Raw genomic sequence first — 16,427 nt, forward strand, 5'->3', positions numbered from 1 at the left:
GCGGTTTTGGGGTAACGACATGCATCAGGCAAAAGCCGGATGCGTCCGGCGGCGAGCGGTCTTTTATGGGCAGTTTTCGGCGCCGTAAAGCCGGATATAGGGTCACCTGACGAGATTCGGCAGTTCTTTCAGGAACATCGCCCGCGTCTTGAGCCCCTTTGGCGTGTCGGAACGTTTCGTATCGATTACCAGGCGGACAAAGACGATCTTGCGACCATCGTTCTGCCCCCAACCGACAAACCAGCCAAGCGAGCGCTTGTCGGCGCTGTCGCCGAGCCTGGTCGTTCCGGTCTTGCCCTGCACCGTCCAGCCGCCTGCCCGGAAGGTCGGGACAATCGCGGTGGTCATCGCATGGGCCTTGTCCGAGACCGGCAGTTTCCGCGCCAGCAGCTTGCGCAGGAAATCGACCTGCTCGACCGGCGATATCTTGAGCGAAGAATTCACCCAGGAATGGGTGAGGCCGTCATTCTTGCCGGCAGTGCCGGAGACTTCGATGTTACCATAGTCCAATCTGGACACATAGCCGGCAAACTGTTTGCTGCCGAGCCGGCGCGTAATCTCGCGTGAGAACCAAAGGACCGAATCCCTTTCCCAGATCGTCGGGTCGACGGTCTTGCGGTCCCGTTTCGGGGCATTGAACTCTGCCTTGTACTCCCAGCTTGGCGTATGCTCGTCGCTCAGGATTCCAGCATCATAGCCGATCAGCGCCAGCGGAACCTTGAATGTCGAGGCGGGGCTGAAGCGCTGATCGCAGGTCCCTTGGCGATACAGCGTCTCGCCGCTTGCGGCGTCGACGATCAGCGTGCATTCGACGTCCCCGAGCGGCGCCGATTGCGCACGGATCGGAAAACCCATCAGCCACGCCAGGACATAGAGAACCACGGCGAAAACGAAGGGAAGACGATCTATCCGGCGCATTTGGTAATCTCTCCTGAAGGGTGTCAGGAGCGGCTTAGCGAGGTGTCTTGTCTCGATTTTGTCTCAAATGCGCTATGTCAGCGCAAGCTGCGGTTAACCCTACCAGATCGTAAAAAGCGATCCCTTTGTGCACCGCACAGTTGCGGTCAACTGTCCAGCTCGCCACGTTTTTTTTTCCCGATCCGCCAGTACCGCCATGGCGTGAACCAGAGGTAGCGATCAGCCAGTGCCTCAGGCACCCGGTCGATGCCGTGCGTGCCGAACGGTCCGCAGCGCAGCACCCGGAAAAACCCCATCCAGCCGCCGGCCCACAGCCCGTGGCGGGCGATCGCTTCGTGCGCGTATTCGGAACAGGTCGGCAGATGCCGGCAGGAATTGCCGACGAAGCCGGACAGCGTCAGCTGGTAGAGTCGGACAAGCGACGTGCCGAAGACGCGGCCCGGCGTCTTGCGCCACGGGCCGGGCCAATTGCGTCCTTGTCGAATCGGTCTGGCGCCGTGCGCTTGCCGATGTTGGCCGACCACCGCAGTCTCCACATCGCGTTTCCCTACGCGATAGATGTGCGCATCGGGCCAGGAACGCAATGCCGTTCCGGCAATCCCGTCATGGCCTGGTACGGCGAACCGTGTAGCGGTCGGGCGTCGGCCTTCGACATACGGCGTCGCTGGTCGGCGGCCTCTCCTCGCACCAATCCCTATGCGGTTTCTCGTCGTACCACTGAAACGTCGCGATCCGCACGACATCGCCCAGAATGTTGAGAAACTGGATCATGGCGGCACTCCTTGAGCACCGATTAGAGCGCCGCTGGCCTTGCTCTTCAAACGAGTATAACGTCCACGTCAGATAACTCTGAGTTATGCGAATGAAGCGCGGACACCTCCCCCTTACGGCTCTCAGAAGCTTCGAAGCAGCCGGTCGTCACCTGAGCTTCAGCCGTGCGGCCGAGGAGCTTTATGTTTCGCAGGCGGCGATCAGCCGACAGATCCGCGAGCTCGAAACCTTCCTGCGCCAACCTTTGTTCTTCCGCCATCATCGCCGCGTCGAGTTGACCGACACCGGCCGGCGGCTGCTCGACCAGTTGGTCAGAAGTTTCGAGGGCATCGACAGGCTGCTTTCGGAATTGACGGCGGCCCCGACGCAGTCCGTGGTACGTGTCAGCGTCGAGCCATCGCTCGCATCCGTATGGCTGGTGCCGCGGCTCAACCGGTTTCGCGAGGTGCGACCCGACATCGACGTTTCCCTTGAGGTCGACCCGAGGTTGATAGAGTTTCGCAGCGATCAGCCCGAACTTGCCCTACGTTTCAGTGCGCACGCCACCTCATGGCCACGCAGCGAAGCCGAACAGCTTGCCGCGGTCGTCGATTCCCCAGTTCTGTCGCCGGCACTTCTTGCATCCGGCCCAACTCTGGAAAAGCCGATCGACCTTGGTCGCTATACATTGCTGCACGAAGAAAACCGTCAGGCTTGGGCGCGCTGGTTCGAAGCGGCGGGCGTGACGGCTGATGCCGTGCCTGCGCGCGGCCCGATGCTGGCCGATGCTTCGCTTTCGAAGCAGGCAGCCTTGCTTGGACATGGTGTCGCGCTGGGCGATCTTTTGCAGATCGGCGAAGAACTTGCGTCCGGCGCGCTGATCAAGCCTTTCGACATCGACGTCGCGTCGGGCGCCTATTGGCTAGTGCCAGAAGGCTGAATGACCTTTCCGAGCCGGCCAGGGCTTTTGCCGACTGGGTCCGGGCGGAATTCGCCGAAAGCCGGCGTTTTCTCGCCAAGGTTTAAGCCGCCTCTTCCGCCCGCTTCTTTTCGATCTGGCCGATCGCGTCGACCACTGCGTCGAAGGTCAGCATGGTCGAGGCGTGGCGCGCCTTATAGTCGCGCACCGGCTCCAGGTATTTCAGGTCGGCGAAGCGGCCTTCGGGCGGCGGGCCATTTTCCTTCAGCATCTTCAGCATCGTCTCGCGCACGCTGCGCAATTCTTCTGCACTGGCGCCGACGACGTGCTGCGCCATGATCGAAGACGACGCCTGGCCAAGCGCACAGGCTTTCACGTCATGCGCGAAATCGCTGACGACGCCGTCATCCATCTTCAGATCGACGGTCACCGTCGAGCCACACAGTTTGGAATGTGCTCGTGCGGTTGCGTCGGGCCGGTCGAGCCGGCCGATCCGTGCGATGTTTCCGGCAAAACCCAGAATTTTCGCATTGTAGACATCGTCGATCATATTTTTCCAATCCGTCGCCGCCCAGCGAACAGCGATTGCCGCTCTGGCGTCTTCCTTTCGCTCGGCACGAACATATATAATGGCGGTAGTCGGGTATCGACAAGGCGACCACAAACCTCGTTATGCCCAATTCTGTTCACGCCACTTACGGGCTGGAAACCGGGCGAGTTTCTGACACCCGAAAGGTCGTGGTCCGTTCAACTCGTTCCTCCTGAGAGAGGAACTACGGGAGACGCCTTTATGGACGCCGTTATCAAGAAACTCATGCCGCAGTCGGCCTATATGGAAAAGCCGGTCACCGACCGGCCAAGCGAGGCCGAAGTCGAAGCCGCGGTGCGCACCTTGCTGCGCTGGACCGGCGACAACCCTGACCGCGAGGGTCTGATCGACACACCGAAGCGCGTCACCAAGGCGTTCCGCGAAATGTTCAACGGTTATGATATGTGCCCAGCCGAGGAACTCGGCCGCACCTTCGAGGAAGTCGCCGGCTATGACGACCTCGTGATCGTCAAGGACATCACGTTCCACTCGCATTGCGAGCACCACATGGTGCCGATCATCGGCAAGGCGCATGTCGGCTATCTGCCGGACGGCAAGGTCGTCGGCCTGTCCAAGATCGCCCGCGTCGTCGACATCTTCGCCCACCGCCTGCAGACCCAGGAAGCGATGACGGCGCAGATTGCCGGGGTCATCCAGGACGTGCTCAATCCGCGCGGCGTCGCCGTCATGCTCGAGGCCGAGCATATGTGCATGGCCATGCGCGGTATTCGCAAGCAGGGCTCCACCACGCTGACCTCGACCTTCACCGGCGTCTTCAAGGATACACCCGAAGAGCAGGTCCGCTTCGTCACCATGGTGCGCGGCGGCGAAACTGATCAGACCCGCCCCACCTTAGTTAAATAAGGACCGGCGAATGTCGGCATTGGAATTCCCGAAAGCTCCAACAGACAAGAAGGCACTCGAGGAAGGCGCGGTCCTTTCACCGCGCTTCGATGCTGCCGGCCTCGTCACTGTCGTGGTCACCGATGCCGAAGACGGCGTGCTGCTGATGGTCGCGCACATGAATGCCGAGGCGCTGGCGCTGACGCTCGAGACCGGCATCGCGCACTACTGGTCGCGTTCGCGCAACGCGCTGTGGAAGAAGGGCGAAACCTCGGGCAATGTCCAGCAGGTTGTCGAGATGCTCACGGATTGTGACCAGGACGCGATATGGTTGCGCGTCAAAGTGCTGGGTCACCAAGCAACTTGTCACACCGGCCGACGTTCATGCTTTTATCGGACGGTGGGGCTGAGCGATGGCAAAGGGACGCTTGCCAGCGACGGCAGCAAGCCGCTGTTCGATGCGGAAAAAACGTATCGAAAGCCCAATACACCATCAATATGAACCATTCGCAGCACTTCAGCCACGTATATTCATGATTTCGATACGGCCCGCCTATAGGATGACCGTGGGACAAGGGAGATTGTGATGCTCGACTGGGCGTCATTGCGCAACAGACCTGACGTTCGGGAGGCCAATGGCCTCTCCTCGGCCGCGGGCGCATCCGAAACCAAATCTCCGGGCAAAACTGGGATTTCGCTGGCATTGGGTGGCGGCTGTGCGCGCGGCTGGGCGCATATCGGCGTGCTGCGCGCGCTTGACGAAGCCGGCATCGAAGTGTCGATGATCGCCGGAACATCGATCGGCGCGCTGGTCGGCGGCTGCTATGTTGCCGGCAAACTCGACGAGTTGGAAGAATTCGCGCGCAGCCTGACCAGGCGGCGCATTTTTGGCCTTCTCGACCTCAATCTACGCGGCAGCGGCCTGTTCGGTGGCATGAAGCTCGATGCGCGGCTGCGCGAGCACATAGCCGGCATCCGCTTCGAGGACCTGCCAAAACCATTCGTCTGCGTCGCTTCGGAAATCCGCACCGGCCATGAGATCTGGCTGTCGAGCGGCTCGTTGAGCACCGCAATGCGCGCCTCCTACGCGCTGCCCGGCGTGTTCGAGCCGGTCGCCTGCAATGGGCGTGTGCTGGTTGACGGCGCACTGGTCAATCCGGTGCCGGTCTCGGTCTGCCGTGCCTACGAGCAGCCGCTCGTAGTTGCGGTGAACCTTCACTACGATCTGTTCGGCCGCGCCGCGGTGATCAAGCACAATGCCGGCGAGCTGGTCATCGAGAAAGACGCGCCGAGGGCCGGCCACGCCGATCCCGAACGCCAGTCGCGCGAGACGCGGCTCGGCATTACCGGCGTCATGGTCGAGGCCTTCAACATCATCCAGGACCGCATTTCGCGCGCCAGGCTGGCCGGCGACCCGCCGGACATATCGCTGCAGCCGAAGCTCAGCCATATCGGCCTGACCGAATTCCACCGCGCCGACGAAGCGATCCGTATCGGCTACCAGGCAACGATGGCGCAGATCGGCGACCTGACCCGGCTGCAGACCGTCCTCGCTTAGGCAGGGCGGCAGCGAGCTCTCAGGCAAGCGCCGCGTCGACGATACGAAATTGCACCGTGCGGTTGCCGTTCCAGTGGTTGCCCGACAGCGAGCCGGCGACATGCACCGGCTTACCCCTGTTCTTGAACAGGAATTCGCCAAGAGCCGTGTCGACGGCGCGAAAGGCGATCGCCTGGATGCGGCCGCCGCTTTCCGACTGCAGGTCGGCGCGGATGTGGTTGCTGCCGACCGCCCGCGCATCGACAAGCCGGTGGCGCGGCAGCGCGAACACCGGCGCAACATGCCCGGCGCCGAACGGCCCTGCCCTCTCAAGCGCATCGAGCAGCGCAAGCGTCGCGCCCTCGGCGGCAAGCGCGCCGTCGATCGCCAGGCTCTCCTCGCCTTGCAGGCGGAACACATCCACCGCCGCGCGCTCTTCGAAGAAAGCCCTGAGTTCGCCGAGCTTCGCCCGCTCGACAGTGATGCCGGCCGCCATTCCGTGGCCGCCGCCCTTGACGATCAGTCCGGCATCGGCAGCCTCGCGCACCAACCGGCCGAGGTCGAAGCCAGACACTGAACGGCCTGAACCGGTACCGACACCATTGGCGTTGAAGGCGATGGCAAAGGCCGGCCGTCTTGCATGGTCCTTGAGCCGCGAGGCAAGCAGGCCGACAATGCCCGGGTGCCAGTTGCTGCTGGCTGTGACCACGATGGCCGGACCATTGCCGCCGGCAAGCTCGGCGTCGGCCTCTGAGCGCGCCGCGGCCAGCATCTCCTGCTCCATCGACTGCCGCTCCTGGTTGAGCCGATCCAGCGTCTCGGCGATGGTGCGGGCTTCGACCGGGTCGTCGGTTGCAAGCAGGCGGCTGCCAAGTGCTGCGTCGCCGATGCGCCCGCCGGCGTTGATACGCGGACCGATCAGAAAGGCCAGATGGAAAGTGTTGATCGGCTCGCCGATACGCGAGACCCGCGCCAGTGCCGCCAGCCCTTCGTTCCTCTGCTGCCGCGCAACCTGCAGCCCCTTGACAACGAAGGCGCGGTTGATGCCGGTGAGCGGCACCACGTCGCAGACGGTGCCAAGCGCCACCAGATCGAGCAGGCCAAGCAGGTCCGGCGGTGCGGCATCCGGCAGGCGGCCGCGCAGGATCTTCGCGGTCTGCACCAGGCAAAGGAAGACGACACCGGCCGCACAAAGATGGCCTTGTCCGGAAAGGTCGTCCTCGCGATTGGGGTTGACGACCGCAGCCGCCGCCGGCAACGGCCCGCCGACCTGATGGTGATCGAGCACCGCGACGTCGGCGCCGGCGGCCTTCGCCGCGTCGATGGAAGCAGCACTATTGGTGCCGCAATCGACGGTGACGATCAGCGTCGCGCCGCGCGAAACGAGTTCGCGCATCGCTTCCGGATTGGGGCCGTAACCCTCGAAGATGCGGTCCGGTATGTAGATCTCCGACGGCACCGAGAAATGTGCGAGAAAGCGCTTGAGCAGCGCCGATGAGGCGGCGCCGTCGACATCGTAGTCGCCAAAGATCGCCACCTTTTCCCTGGCCATCACCGCCTGGGCGATGCGAGAGGCGGCCTTGTCCATGTCGGTCAGCGATGCCGGGTCAGGCAGCAGGTTGCGGATGGTCGGATCCAGAAACCGCTCGGTCTGCTCGGCGGTGACGCCACGCCCGGCCAGCACGCGTGCCACGATGTCAGGCACGCCATACCCTTGCGCGATGGCGAGCGCGGCCATGTCCTGCCGCTCGGTCAGCCGGTGTTCCCAGGAAACGCCGGTGGCCGACTGCCTGACATCGAGGAAAAAGCGTCTTTCCCCCGTCACGTGACGCGCCGTCTGCAATTTGTCATTGCGCACAGTATGCAACGGCTAACTGAGTCGAAATCAAAACTTTTCCAGATCCTGGTGCCTGGCCTTGATTTCGCGCACGGTCCGCGATGACGATCGCAGGACGATCGTGTGCGTGGTGATGAAATTGCGGCCGAACTTGACGCCGGCCAGCATATTCCCGTCGGTGACGCCGGTCGCGGCAAACAGCACGTCGCCGCGTGCCATGTCTTGCGTGTGGTAGATCCGTTTAGGGTCGGAGATGCCCATCTTGGCGGCGCGCGCCAGCTTTTCCGGCGTATCGAGGATCAACTTGCCCTGCATCTGGCCACCGGTGCAGCGCAAGGCGGCAGCTGCGAGCACGCCTTCCGGCGCGCCGCCGGTGCCGAGATAGATGTCGATGCCGGTCTCGTCCGGGTCGGTGGTATGGATGACCCCGGCGACATCACCGTCGCCGATCAGACGGATTGCGGCTCCGGTCGCCCGCACGGCTTCGATCAACGCGCCATGGCGTGGCCGGTCGAGAATACAGGCGGTGATCTCCGCCACCGGCACACCCTTGGCCTTGGCCAGGCTGGCGATGTTTTCGGCCGGCGAGGCATCGATGTCGATGATGCCGTCGGCATAGCCCGGGCCGATCGCGATCTTGTCCATATAGACGTCCGGCGCGAACAAAAGGCTGCCTTTTTCGGCAATGGCGATAACGGCCAATGCGTTGGGCAAGTTCTTGGCGCAGATCGTCGTGCCTTCGAGCGGATCGAGCGCGATGTCGACAGCCGGGCCTTTGCCGGTACCGACCTCCTCGCCGATATAGAGCATCGGCGCCTCGTCGCGCTCGCCTTCGCCGATCACCACCGTGCCGTTGATGGCGAGACGGTTAAGCTCCTGCCGCATGGCGTCGACCGCGACCTGGTCGGCCGCCTTCTCGTCGCCGCGCCCGCGCAATCTGGCGGCCGCGACCGCGGCGCGTTCGGTGACGCGCACCAATTCCATGGTCAGTATCCGGTCGAGGCCGGCGACAATGTTCTGGGCCACATTCATCGATGGACAATCCTCGTTGCACTCAGCCTCCCGCCAGAGACGCGCTTCTTGTGTCAAAGCCCCGTGACAACAGCAAGACCTGCGCTGGACCTTTTTGAAAGCACAGCAATATCAATCGATTAACCGCAGAATGTGAGACTGCTATCCGGCCCGCTCGATGCGGATGACTTGCGGCTTGTCGGTCAGAAGGCTGTCCCTGGTGATGCCGTCGACCGCCTTGCGCACCGCCGCCTCGGTCGTCTCGTGGGTCACCAGGATGACGGTCTTCTGTGCCTCGGTTTCCGGCCCGGCGGCATGCTGGACGATCGATTCCAGCGAAATGTCGTTGTCGGCCATGCGCTTGGCTATTGCCGCGAAGACGCCGAGGCGGTCGTGTACGGTCAGCCGGATGAAATAACCGCCGGCATGGCTGCGCATCTGCGCTTTCTTGTAAGGCTTCAATTCCTTCGCCGGCCGGCCGAAGACCGGACCATGCTGGAAGCCAGGCCGGCTCTTGGCGATGTCGGCAATGTCGCCGATCACCGCCGACGCGGTGGCGTTGCCGCCGGCGCCAGGGCCGGAAAGCAGCAATTCGCCGAGGATGTCGGTTTCGATCGCCACCGCATTGGTGACGCCGTGCACCTGCGCGATGACCGAGGCCGTCGGCACCATGGTCGGGTGCACGCGCTGCTCGATGCCGCTTTCGGTGCGTTGGGCGACGCCAAGCAGCTTGATCCGGTAGCCGAGATCGCCGGCCGCGCGGATGTCGGCCTGGCTGATGTTGGAGATGCCTTCCATGTAGATATCGTTGGCGGCGATCCTCGTGCCGAAGGCAAGGCTGGTCAGGATCGACAGCTTGTGCGCGGTGTCGTGACCCTCGATGTCGAAGGTCGGGTCGGCTTCGGCATAGCCCAGCCGTTGCGCATCCTTCAGGCAGGCATCGAAAGACAGGCCCTCGGCTTCCATGCGCGTCAGAATGTAGTTGCAGGTACCGTTGAGGATGCCGAAAACGCGGGTCACCGAATTGCCGGCCATCGCCTCGCGCATTGTCTTGATAACCGGAATGCCGCCGGCCACCGCCGCCTCGTAATTGAGCAGCACGCCTTTCCTCTCGGCGATCTCGGCCAATGCCACCCCGTGTTTGGCAAGCAACGCCTTGTTTGCGGTGACGACATGTCGGCCGGCCTCGAGCGCCGCTTTGACGGACGAGCGTGATGGGCCTTCGTCGCCGCCGATCAGCTCGACGAAGACGTCGATCTCGGCGGTCTGCGCCATCTTGACGGCGTCGTCGAACCACTGTGCTGTGCCAAGATCAACGCCGCGGTCGCGTTTGGGATCGCGGGCCGAAACCGCCGACACGACGATGTCGCGCCCGCACTGCCGCGTCAGTTCGGCCGCCTTGTCGCGTAGCACGCGGGCCACCGACGCACCGACGGTGCCGAGCCCGGCAATTCCAACACGCAACGCTTCAGCCATGTCCGGCGACGCCCCATTCAGTCGGTTCATGTGTAGAAAATCAGCGATGCGCGGCGAGCGGCACGACGTTATTCGGCTGCTTGGCGCTGGATGCGAGGAAGCGCTTGATGTTGCGCGCCGCTTGCCGGATCCGGTGCTCGTTTTCGACCAGCGCGATGCGCACGTGATCGTCGCCATGCTCGCCGAAGCCGACGCCCGGCGCCACCGCGACGTCGGCGTGCTCGATCAGGAGCTTGGAGAATTCAAGCGAGCCCAGGTGCTTGAACGGCTCCGGGATCGGCGCCCAGGCGAACATCGATGCCGCCGGTGCGGGAATGGTCCAGCCGGCGCGACTGAAGGCATCGACCATGACATCGCGGCGTTTGCGGTAGACGTCGCGCACTTCGGCGATGTCGGCGCCGTCGCCGTTGAGTGCATGCGCCGCCGCCACCTGGATCGGCGTGAAGGCGCCGTAGTCGAGATAGGATTTCACTCGCGTCAGCGCCGAGATCAGCCGTTCATTGCCGACCGCAAAACCCATGCGCCAGCCCGGCATCGAAAAGGTCTTCGACATCGAGGTGAACTCGACGGCGACGTCTATGGCGCCCGGCACCTGCAGCACCGAAGGCGGCGGATTGCCGTCGAAATAGATCTCCGAATAGGCAAGATCCGACAGGATGATGATGTCGTTCTTCCTGGCGAAGGCCACCACCTCCTTGTAGAAATCGAGCGAAGCGACCAGTGCCGTCGGGTTGGATGGATAATTGAGGATCAGTGCCAGCGGCTTCGGGATCGAATGGCGGATGCCGCGCTCCAACGCCGGGATGAAGCCGTCGTCCGGCTCGACCTGCAGCGAGCGGATGACGCCGCCTGACATAATGAAGCCGAAGGCGTGGATCGGATAGGTCGGGTTGGGGCACAGGATCACATCGCCGGGGGCGGTGATCGCCTGCGCCATATTGGCAAAGCCCTCCTTCGAGCCGAGCGTCGCCACCACCTGGCTGTCCGGGTCGAGCTTCACACCGAAGCGGCGGGCATAGTAGTTGGCCTGGGCACGACGCAGGCCCGGAATGCCGCGCGACGACGAATAGCGGTGCGTGCGCGGATCGCGCACCACCTCGCAGAGTTTGTCGACGATGGCCTTGGGCGTCGGCAGGTCCGGATTGCCCATGCCAAGGTCGATGATGTCGGCGCCGCGCGAACGCGCGCTGGCCTTCAGCCGGTTGACCTGTTCGAAGACATAGGGCGGAAGCCGGCGGACCTTGTGAAATTCTTCCATGGCAGTTCCAGACAGTGAGGTTGCGGTCGCGCGTATAAGCTTATTTGCAACTAGGGTCGAGAGCGGGGTCGCATTTGCCTTCGATCTGCTTCAGCGCCTCGGCGCCGTGTTTTTTTGCCAGCTGGTCCAGCGCTGCCTGGTCCGCAACCTTGACGCCGCCGCCCTTGGCGGCCTGGCTCTGCTCCTCGGCCTTCAGTTGGGCGAGCTTGGCGTTCTTTTCCTCGTCGGTGAATTGCTCGGCCGCCACCTGCGGCCGGATGTTCAGGTTCGGATAGGAACCGGTGTCCTTCGCGCCGACAAGGCCGGTGGCGGGCGCTGCACCTTCTATGTTGCTGCTCGTGCAACCGGCCATCGCCAACAGGACGAGCGCCATGCGGCAAAAACGACCAGTGCCGGAAAAAACGTTCTTGCCAATATTAATCGTCATATTGTTTTCCTGGCGGCCGGGTTAGAGCACATTGGACCCTGTTCGATATCCCATGGTAATATGTCAACAAAACGCTTCGGGAGGAACCCCGCGAACCATGTCCAAAACACCCGATTCGGGCAAAGCGGAAGATGACCAACCTTCGACCGTCGAGCAATATCTGGTGAAGGACCCGGAACGCTTCGCCCTGAACATGGCCCGCATGATTGAGCAGGCCGGCAAGGCCGCCTCGGCATGGGCCGAGCCGCGGGAAAAGGGCGAGGTGCGCGATCACGTCGCCGAGCCGGTCGTCGACATGGTGAAGACGTTCTCCAAGCTCACCGAATACTGGCTCTCCGACCCGCAGCGCGCGCTGGAGGCGCAAACGCGGCTGTTTTCCGGCTACATGACCGTCTGGGCCAACGCCGTCCAGCGCATCGGCGCCGGCGCCGAGGACGCCGAGGACGCGGTCAAGCCCGAGCGCGGCGACAAGCGTTTCCAGGACCCGGAATGGGGCCGCAACGCCTTCTTCGATTTCCTCAAACAGGCGTATCTGGTCACCTCGCGCTGGGCGGCCGAACTGGTCGAGCACGCCGACGGCCTGGACGAGCACACCCGCCACAAGGCCGGCTTTTATGTCAAGCAGGTGTCCAATGCCATCTCGCCGTCGAATTTCATCCTGACCAATCCGGAATTGTTTCGCGAGACTGTCGCCTCCAACGGCGAAAACCTGGTGCGCGGCATGAAGATGCTGGCCGAGGACATTGCCGCCGGCAAGGGCGACCTGAAGCTGCGGCAGGCCGATTATTCGCCTTTCGAGATCGGCAAGAATCTCGCCACCACGCCGGGCAAGGTGGTCGGCCGCAGCGACGTCGCCGAAATCCTGCAATACGAACCGACTACCGACACCGTGCTCAAGCGGCCGCTGCTGATCTGCCCGCCATGGATCAACAAATACTACATCCTCGACCTCAACCCGCAAAAATCCTTCATTCGCTGGGCGGTCGAGCAAGGCCACACCGTCTTCGTCATCTCCTGGATCAACCCGGATGAGCGGCACGGCGCCAAGAGCTGGGAGGCCTATATCAGGGAGGGCCTGCAATACGGCCTCGACACGATCGAGAAGGCCACCGGCGAAAGGCAAGTCAACGCCATCGGCTATTGCGTCGGCGGCACGCTGTTGGCGGCAGCGCTGGCCTTGATGGCGCAGGAAGGCGACCACCGCATCAAATCGGCGACCTTCTTCACCACCCAGGTCGATTTCACCTATGCCGGCGATCTAAAAGTGTTCGTCGACGAGGAACAGGTCGCGGCCGTCGAAAAGGCGATGAACGAAAAAGGCTATCTCGACGGCACCAAGATGGCGACTGCATTCAACATGCTGCGCTCGGGCGACCTGATCTGGCCCTATGTCGTCAACAACTACATGCGCGGCAAGGATCCCCTGCCCTTCGACCTGCTCTACTGGAATGCCGATTCGACCCGCATGGGCGCTGCCAACCATTCCTTCTATTTGCGCAATTGCTATCTCGAGAACAGGCTTTCGCAAGGCATGATGGAACTGGCGGGCCGCACGGTTTCGCTGAAGGACGTTACCATGCCGGTCTACAACCTCGCCTCTAAGGAGGACCATATCGCGCCGGCGCTGTCGGTATTCCTCGGCTCGAAATATTTCGGCGGCGAGGTCGATTACGTCATGGCCGGCTCCGGCCACATCGCCGGGGTCGTCAATCCGCCGGCGGCGCAGAAATATCACTACTCGACCGGCGGCAAGCCGGCCGGCGACTTCGACCAGTGGCTCGCCGGGGCCACCGACCATCCCGGTTCCTGGTGGCCGCACTGGCAACGCTGGATCGAAGCCAGGGACAATACCCGCGTACCGGCCCGCAAACCGGGCGAGCATATGCAAGTTCTAGGCGAAGCCCCCGGCACCTATGTCAAGGTGCGCGTGTAACCATCTGTAATGTGTGGTGAGTTGACGCGCCGCCAAAAGCGGGCGAAATGGTGCCGTCAACCCTGAGCAGCCTTGATTCATCCTCTAGCCGCCAAATTACTTTGAGGCTTGCAGATTTGACACAGGTCTCGTTTCCGGTTCGGGGAACAAGGGTCATTTCGACGAGACGTTTCGACGCCGCGCCAATGACGAACCGGTCGGATATCGAGGGGGAATTTTGTTTTGAGATCAGCAGGATCGCGCCTCGCGAAGGGAGAAAGCCGCGCCATTGTGGCGGCGCTTTTCTCGGTGCTCCTGGCGTCCTGCACCTCGGCCGGCGACCCGACCATGTCGGTCGGCATGCCAGGCTATAATACCTCGGCTACCGAAATCAGCACGGCCGCCGGTGCGCCCCAGGCCAGCACGGCCGCATCATCGTCGCAGATGACGACCGCACAAATGACGATGAATGCCGACGGTGACGCCAACCTTCCCGAGCAGGTGGCCTATGTGCCAGTGGCCAAGCCAGGGGCCAAGCCCGATGCCGGCTTCCCGATCGCCGTTCCCACGGCAGCCGAGACGATCGCGGGACACACGCCGCAGCCGCTGCAACCAAACGCCCAGACGGCCGATCAGGCCGTGGCACAGAACAGTGCTGATGCATCGAAGCCCGACGCCAAGGCCGCAGCGCCGGCGATGAACAACCCGGTCTATGTGACCGCCGGCGAGATGCCGCAGCCACAGGCCTACGCACCGAAGAAAAATTTCCTGGCCTCGCTGTTCAGCGCCACCCCCGCTTCGGCAGCATCGCCGGCCAACAGCAGATCGGGCGGGCAGCCAACGGTCGTGCAGGCCAAGGCGACGCCTGCGGCAAAACCCACCGTTACCCTGGCCTCGGCCAATCCGGCTGAAAAGCCGGTGCAGCTGGTGTCGACGGGCGATACCAGCCACTTCACGGCCGATGCGCTGCCCGGCGTGCGCCAGACGGCGCTGTTCGAGATCAAGCGCAAATCCGGCCTCGACGATGAGAGTGACGTCGATCTCAACGAAGACGAAGGTTCGGGTGGCGCCTACCAGGTCGCCTCCGCCGCTGGCCTCGCACGGCTGGCACCCAACGGCCTTCTGAAACAGAACGAAAGCGTCGATGTCGCCTGCTTGAAGCCGTCGCTGGTTCGCGTGCTGAAGACGATCGAAGGCCATTACGGCCGCAAGATGACGGTCACCTCCGGCTATCGCGACCCAGCCCGCAACCGCCGCGCCAACGGCGCCAAGAATTCGCTGCACATGTACTGCGCCGCCGCCGACATCCAGGTCCCCGGCGTCTCGAAGTGGGAACTGGCGAGCTACATCCGCACCATGCCGGGCCGCGGCGGCGTCGGCACCTACTGCCACACCGAATCCGTTCACGTCGATGTCGGACCGGAGCGCGACTGGAACTGGCGTTGCCGCAGGCGCGGCTAGGGCGAGGATCTTCCGTCACCGCGAAGGCCCTTCGGCGGCGTTGCATCATGCCGCAAAAACCAGCTTGGCTGTCGGAAAGACGCGGTTTGGAGCCAAAGGAAAAAAGTTGTCGCAGCCGGCGGCAGACGGGTTGCCGGTTTGTCGCGACGCAACTATAAGCGCTCACATCTGAGCGCGCCCATCGTCTAGCGGTCAGGACACCGCCCTTTCACGGCGGTAACAGGGGTTCGATTCCCCTTGGGCGTACCAGAAAATCCACAAGAAATCAGGTACTTACCGGATGCATCGCGGTCCCTCTCGCCTTCGCAGGCTGATTCTAGGGTAATATGGGCGGCAGTGTGGATGGCGCGGGGGGATTCGCGTCAGGTACGCTGAGGGGCGGAGTTGCGGGAAATTTTATGGTGGCTCTCGGCGGAACAAGGCTCTTCATTTTATCGATCTTGGCATCGAGGTGCGAATTAAGCGCCGGCCTGACGAATGCCTCGTGGAGAAAGTGCTCCAACACGTCCATCATCGTGTTCAAGTCATGACCACTTGGCTTCCAGCCTCGATGCGCTGAAGCGTTGCCCGCCTCGACAAGCGCGAGGAGGCGCTTCTCGTCGATAACGCCGATGTGGCCTTTATGGGCCAACTCACCCAGTTTCTCTTTGAATGTCATATTCTGACTGACCCCTAGTCGGCCCGAAGCCACATCGAATGTCGTTCGCATTCCGATGGCCGCCAGAGTGTTGAGGTCGTTGTCGAGCGCGCCGTAGAGCTCGGTCAGAGCTTCACTCAAGTCCCCGCCTATCAGCAACACGTTCGCAAACCAGTCAGGTCGATTTCTCTTCAGCTGTGCGGGCCACGTGTCGTTGTAGACATTGTGATCCAAGATCTCTTCGCCGTTCGGCAGATATACGACCTCGAAGTCTTCGCTGCTGGAGAACGATGTCTGCGCAAATACATGTTCGCAACCACGGCACTCGAGGATGTACCACTTCTTTGACCAGTGGCGGTAATCATCGTCGCCGCGCTGATCGTGATATCCGCGGACCTCGCAGTTGCGCTCCCCGCCGCAGCTCGAACAGTTCGCCTTGATGACGGTCGGAGGAGTCTCCGTGGACATGCAGCCGTTCTCTCATTCGATGCCGACCCTCGGCATTAGACCCGACGAGAGACGAAATCAACGCTAGGGCCGCCCGGCCGCGAGGCGGGCGGCCCTAGCCGCGCTGCCGGGGAAGGAGCGATGGGAGTCAGCTGTTGATGGCCCCGGAGACGGCCCGCTGGGCGGCTTCGGCCTTCGCCACGATCTCGGTGCTGCTGAGCTGGGCGGTGTACTTGACCACCAGCTGGCCGCCGCGCTCGGTGTCCACCACCGCCTTGGAGATGCGCTCGATCCTGTCGAGCTCCGCCCAATGGCGGCTGCGGCGCCAGCGCAGCCTCAGCATCTCTCCTCCGGGGCTCCCAGGGCTCGGCACTCAGGTCACGGAGCTTGCCGCTGTTATTTCAC

16 protein-coding genes, 1 tRNA gene and 1 pseudogene are annotated in these 16,427 nt (G+C 62.8%); 7 read left to right on the top strand and 11 right to left on the bottom strand.

From position 1 onward, the window contains the following. Positions 1 to 102 precede the first annotated feature (102 nt). The 3 genes from blaOXA to NKI17_RS25310 form a co-directional block, all read right to left on the bottom strand. Entirely contained in the window at positions 103 to 918 is an 816-nt protein-coding gene (blaOXA, locus tag NKI17_RS25300) for a class D beta-lactamase (protein ID WP_352827159.1), read from the bottom strand. 146 nt (positions 919 to 1,064) lie between these two features. After that, positions 1,065 to 1,442 (bottom strand): membrane protein insertion efficiency factor YidD, encoded by a 378-nt coding sequence (gene yidD, locus NKI17_RS25305; protein WP_352827288.1) that lies wholly within the window; start codon positions 1,440 to 1,442, stop codon positions 1,065 to 1,067. A 79-nt stretch (positions 1,443 to 1,521) separates the two neighbouring features. Next, positions 1,522 to 1,689: a hypothetical protein gene (locus NKI17_RS25310; RefSeq protein ID WP_352906950.1), complete on the bottom strand. Its 168-nt coding sequence runs from the start codon at positions 1,687 to 1,689 to the stop codon at positions 1,522 to 1,524. Positions 1,690 to 1,780: 91 nt separating this feature from the next. On the opposite strand from NKI17_RS25310, the pseudogene NKI17_RS25315 reads away from it, so the two are divergent. Continuing rightward, positions 1,781 to 2,694 (top strand): annotated as a pseudogene (locus NKI17_RS25315) (LysR substrate-binding domain-containing protein). Here the strand turns inward: NKI17_RS25315 and NKI17_RS25320 are convergent. Then, positions 2,691 to 3,137: an iron-sulfur cluster assembly scaffold protein gene (locus tag NKI17_RS25320; protein WP_023678879.1), complete on the bottom strand. Its 447-nt coding sequence runs from the start codon at positions 3,135 to 3,137 to the stop codon at positions 2,691 to 2,693. The pseudogene NKI17_RS25315 and the gene NKI17_RS25320 sit on opposite strands and share 4 nt — an antisense overlap. 240 nt (positions 3,138 to 3,377) lie before the next feature. Between NKI17_RS25320 and folE the strand changes: the two genes are divergently transcribed. The 3 genes from folE to NKI17_RS25335 all read left to right on the top strand — a co-directional run bounded on the left by folE (position 3,378) and on the right by NKI17_RS25335 (position 5,577). Next, positions 3,378 to 4,040: a GTP cyclohydrolase I FolE gene (gene folE, locus NKI17_RS25325; RefSeq protein ID WP_352451356.1), complete on the top strand. Its 663-nt coding sequence runs from the start codon at positions 3,378 to 3,380 to the stop codon at positions 4,038 to 4,040. Positions 4,041 to 4,050: 10 nt separating this feature from the next. Beyond that, positions 4,051 to 4,521, top strand: coding sequence for a phosphoribosyl-AMP cyclohydrolase (gene hisI / locus NKI17_RS25330; RefSeq protein ID WP_352451357.1), 471 nt, complete (start codon positions 4,051 to 4,053; stop codon positions 4,519 to 4,521). An 84-nt stretch (positions 4,522 to 4,605) separates the two neighbouring features. Further along, complete coding sequence (locus NKI17_RS25335; protein WP_023678882.1) at positions 4,606 to 5,577, top strand: patatin family protein; 972 nt, start codon at positions 4,606 to 4,608, stop codon at positions 5,575 to 5,577. A 19-nt stretch (positions 5,578 to 5,596) separates the two neighbouring features. On the opposite strand, the gene recJ is transcribed toward NKI17_RS25335, so the two are convergent. From recJ to NKI17_RS25360, 5 genes are all read right to left on the bottom strand, one after another. Further along, on the bottom strand, positions 5,597 to 7,381 hold the full coding sequence (gene recJ / locus NKI17_RS25340; RefSeq protein ID WP_352906951.1) for a single-stranded-DNA-specific exonuclease RecJ: 1,785 nt from the start codon (positions 7,379 to 7,381) through the stop codon (positions 5,597 to 5,599). Between the two features lie 60 nt (positions 7,382 to 7,441). Next, a complete protein-coding gene (glpX, locus tag NKI17_RS25345) occupies positions 7,442 to 8,425 on the bottom strand; it encodes a class II fructose-bisphosphatase (protein ID WP_352906952.1) in 984 nt (327 codons plus the stop codon). A 141-nt stretch (positions 8,426 to 8,566) separates the two neighbouring features. Further along, a complete protein-coding gene (locus NKI17_RS25350) occupies positions 8,567 to 9,880 on the bottom strand; it encodes a homoserine dehydrogenase (protein ID WP_352500850.1) in 1,314 nt (437 codons plus the stop codon). Between the two features lie 40 nt (positions 9,881 to 9,920). Beyond that, positions 9,921 to 11,138: an LL-diaminopimelate aminotransferase gene (locus NKI17_RS25355; RefSeq protein ID WP_023678886.1), complete on the bottom strand. Its 1,218-nt coding sequence runs from the start codon at positions 11,136 to 11,138 to the stop codon at positions 9,921 to 9,923. A 40-nt stretch (positions 11,139 to 11,178) separates the two neighbouring features. Continuing rightward, on the bottom strand, positions 11,179 to 11,511 hold the full coding sequence (locus NKI17_RS25360) for a hypothetical protein (protein ID WP_348625939.1): 333 nt from the start codon (positions 11,509 to 11,511) through the stop codon (positions 11,179 to 11,181). 151 nt (positions 11,512 to 11,662) lie between these two features. Here NKI17_RS25360 and phaC point away from each other — a divergent pair, with 151 nt between their 5' ends. The 3 genes from phaC (at position 11,663) to NKI17_RS25375 (ending at position 15,187) form a co-directional block, all read left to right on the top strand. After that, complete coding sequence (gene phaC, locus NKI17_RS25365; RefSeq protein ID WP_352568837.1) at positions 11,663 to 13,498, top strand: class I poly(R)-hydroxyalkanoic acid synthase; 1,836 nt, start codon at positions 11,663 to 11,665, stop codon at positions 13,496 to 13,498. Between the two features lie 327 nt (positions 13,499 to 13,825). After that, the gene (locus tag NKI17_RS25370; RefSeq protein ID WP_352568992.1) at positions 13,826 to 14,938 is read left to right on the top strand and encodes a YcbK family protein; all 1,113 of its coding nucleotides are present in this window, start codon (positions 13,826 to 13,828) and stop codon (positions 14,936 to 14,938) included. 174 nt (positions 14,939 to 15,112) lie between these two features. After that, a tRNA-Glu gene (locus NKI17_RS25375) sits at positions 15,113 to 15,187 on the top strand. Positions 15,188 to 15,254: 67 nt separating this feature from the next. Here the strand turns inward: NKI17_RS25375 and NKI17_RS25380 are convergent. Together NKI17_RS25380 and NKI17_RS25385 are read right to left on the bottom strand one after the other, a co-directional pair. Next, positions 15,255 to 16,043, bottom strand: a complete 789-nt coding sequence (locus tag NKI17_RS25380; protein WP_352635474.1) for a DUF4145 domain-containing protein — start codon at positions 16,041 to 16,043, stop codon at positions 15,255 to 15,257. Between the two features lie 127 nt (positions 16,044 to 16,170). Further along, a complete protein-coding gene (locus NKI17_RS25385) occupies positions 16,171 to 16,365 on the bottom strand; it encodes a hypothetical protein (RefSeq protein ID WP_352568839.1) in 195 nt (64 codons plus the stop codon). Positions 16,366 to 16,427: the final 62 nt, after the last annotated feature.

The organism is Mesorhizobium sp. M0816, from assembly GCF_040320005.1.
Lineage (GTDB): Bacteria > Pseudomonadota > Alphaproteobacteria > Rhizobiales > Rhizobiaceae > Mesorhizobium.

Excerpts from the sequence above, each read along its gene's own strand:
- NKI17_RS25385 (WP_352568839.1), bottom strand. The coding sequence starts at position 16,365 with ATGCTGAGGCTGCGCTGGCGCCGCAGCCGCCATTGGGCGGAGCTCGAC.
- glpX (WP_352906952.1), bottom strand. The coding sequence starts at position 8,425 with ATGAATGTGGCCCAGAACATTGTCGCCGGCCTCGACCGGATACTGACC.
- NKI17_RS25370 (WP_352568992.1), top strand. The coding sequence starts at position 13,826 with ATGTCGGTCGGCATGCCAGGCTATAATACCTCGGCTACCGAAATCAGC.
- folE (WP_352451356.1), top strand. The coding sequence starts at position 3,378 with ATGGACGCCGTTATCAAGAAACTCATGCCGCAGTCGGCCTATATGGAA.
- NKI17_RS25380 (WP_352635474.1), bottom strand. The coding sequence starts at position 16,043 with ATGTCCACGGAGACTCCTCCGACCGTCATCAAGGCGAACTGTTCGAGC.
- NKI17_RS25360 (WP_348625939.1), bottom strand. The coding sequence starts at position 11,511 with ATGGCGCTCGTCCTGTTGGCGATGGCCGGTTGCACGAGCAGCAACATA.
- hisI (WP_352451357.1), top strand. The coding sequence starts at position 4,051 with ATGTCGGCATTGGAATTCCCGAAAGCTCCAACAGACAAGAAGGCACTC.
- NKI17_RS25320 (WP_023678879.1), bottom strand. The coding sequence starts at position 3,137 with ATGATCGACGATGTCTACAATGCGAAAATTCTGGGTTTTGCCGGAAAC.
- NKI17_RS25350 (WP_352500850.1), bottom strand. The coding sequence starts at position 9,880 with ATGGCTGAAGCGTTGCGTGTTGGAATTGCCGGGCTCGGCACCGTCGGT.
- NKI17_RS25335 (WP_023678882.1), top strand. The coding sequence starts at position 4,606 with ATGCTCGACTGGGCGTCATTGCGCAACAGACCTGACGTTCGGGAGGCC.
- NKI17_RS25355 (WP_023678886.1), bottom strand. The coding sequence starts at position 11,138 with ATGGAAGAATTTCACAAGGTCCGCCGGCTTCCGCCCTATGTCTTCGAA.
- NKI17_RS25310 (WP_352906950.1), bottom strand. The coding sequence starts at position 1,689 with ATGATCCAGTTTCTCAACATTCTGGGCGATGTCGTGCGGATCGCGACG.
- blaOXA (WP_352827159.1), bottom strand. The coding sequence starts at position 918 with ATGCGCCGGATAGATCGTCTTCCCTTCGTTTTCGCCGTGGTTCTCTAT.
- phaC (WP_352568837.1), top strand. The coding sequence starts at position 11,663 with ATGTCCAAAACACCCGATTCGGGCAAAGCGGAAGATGACCAACCTTCG.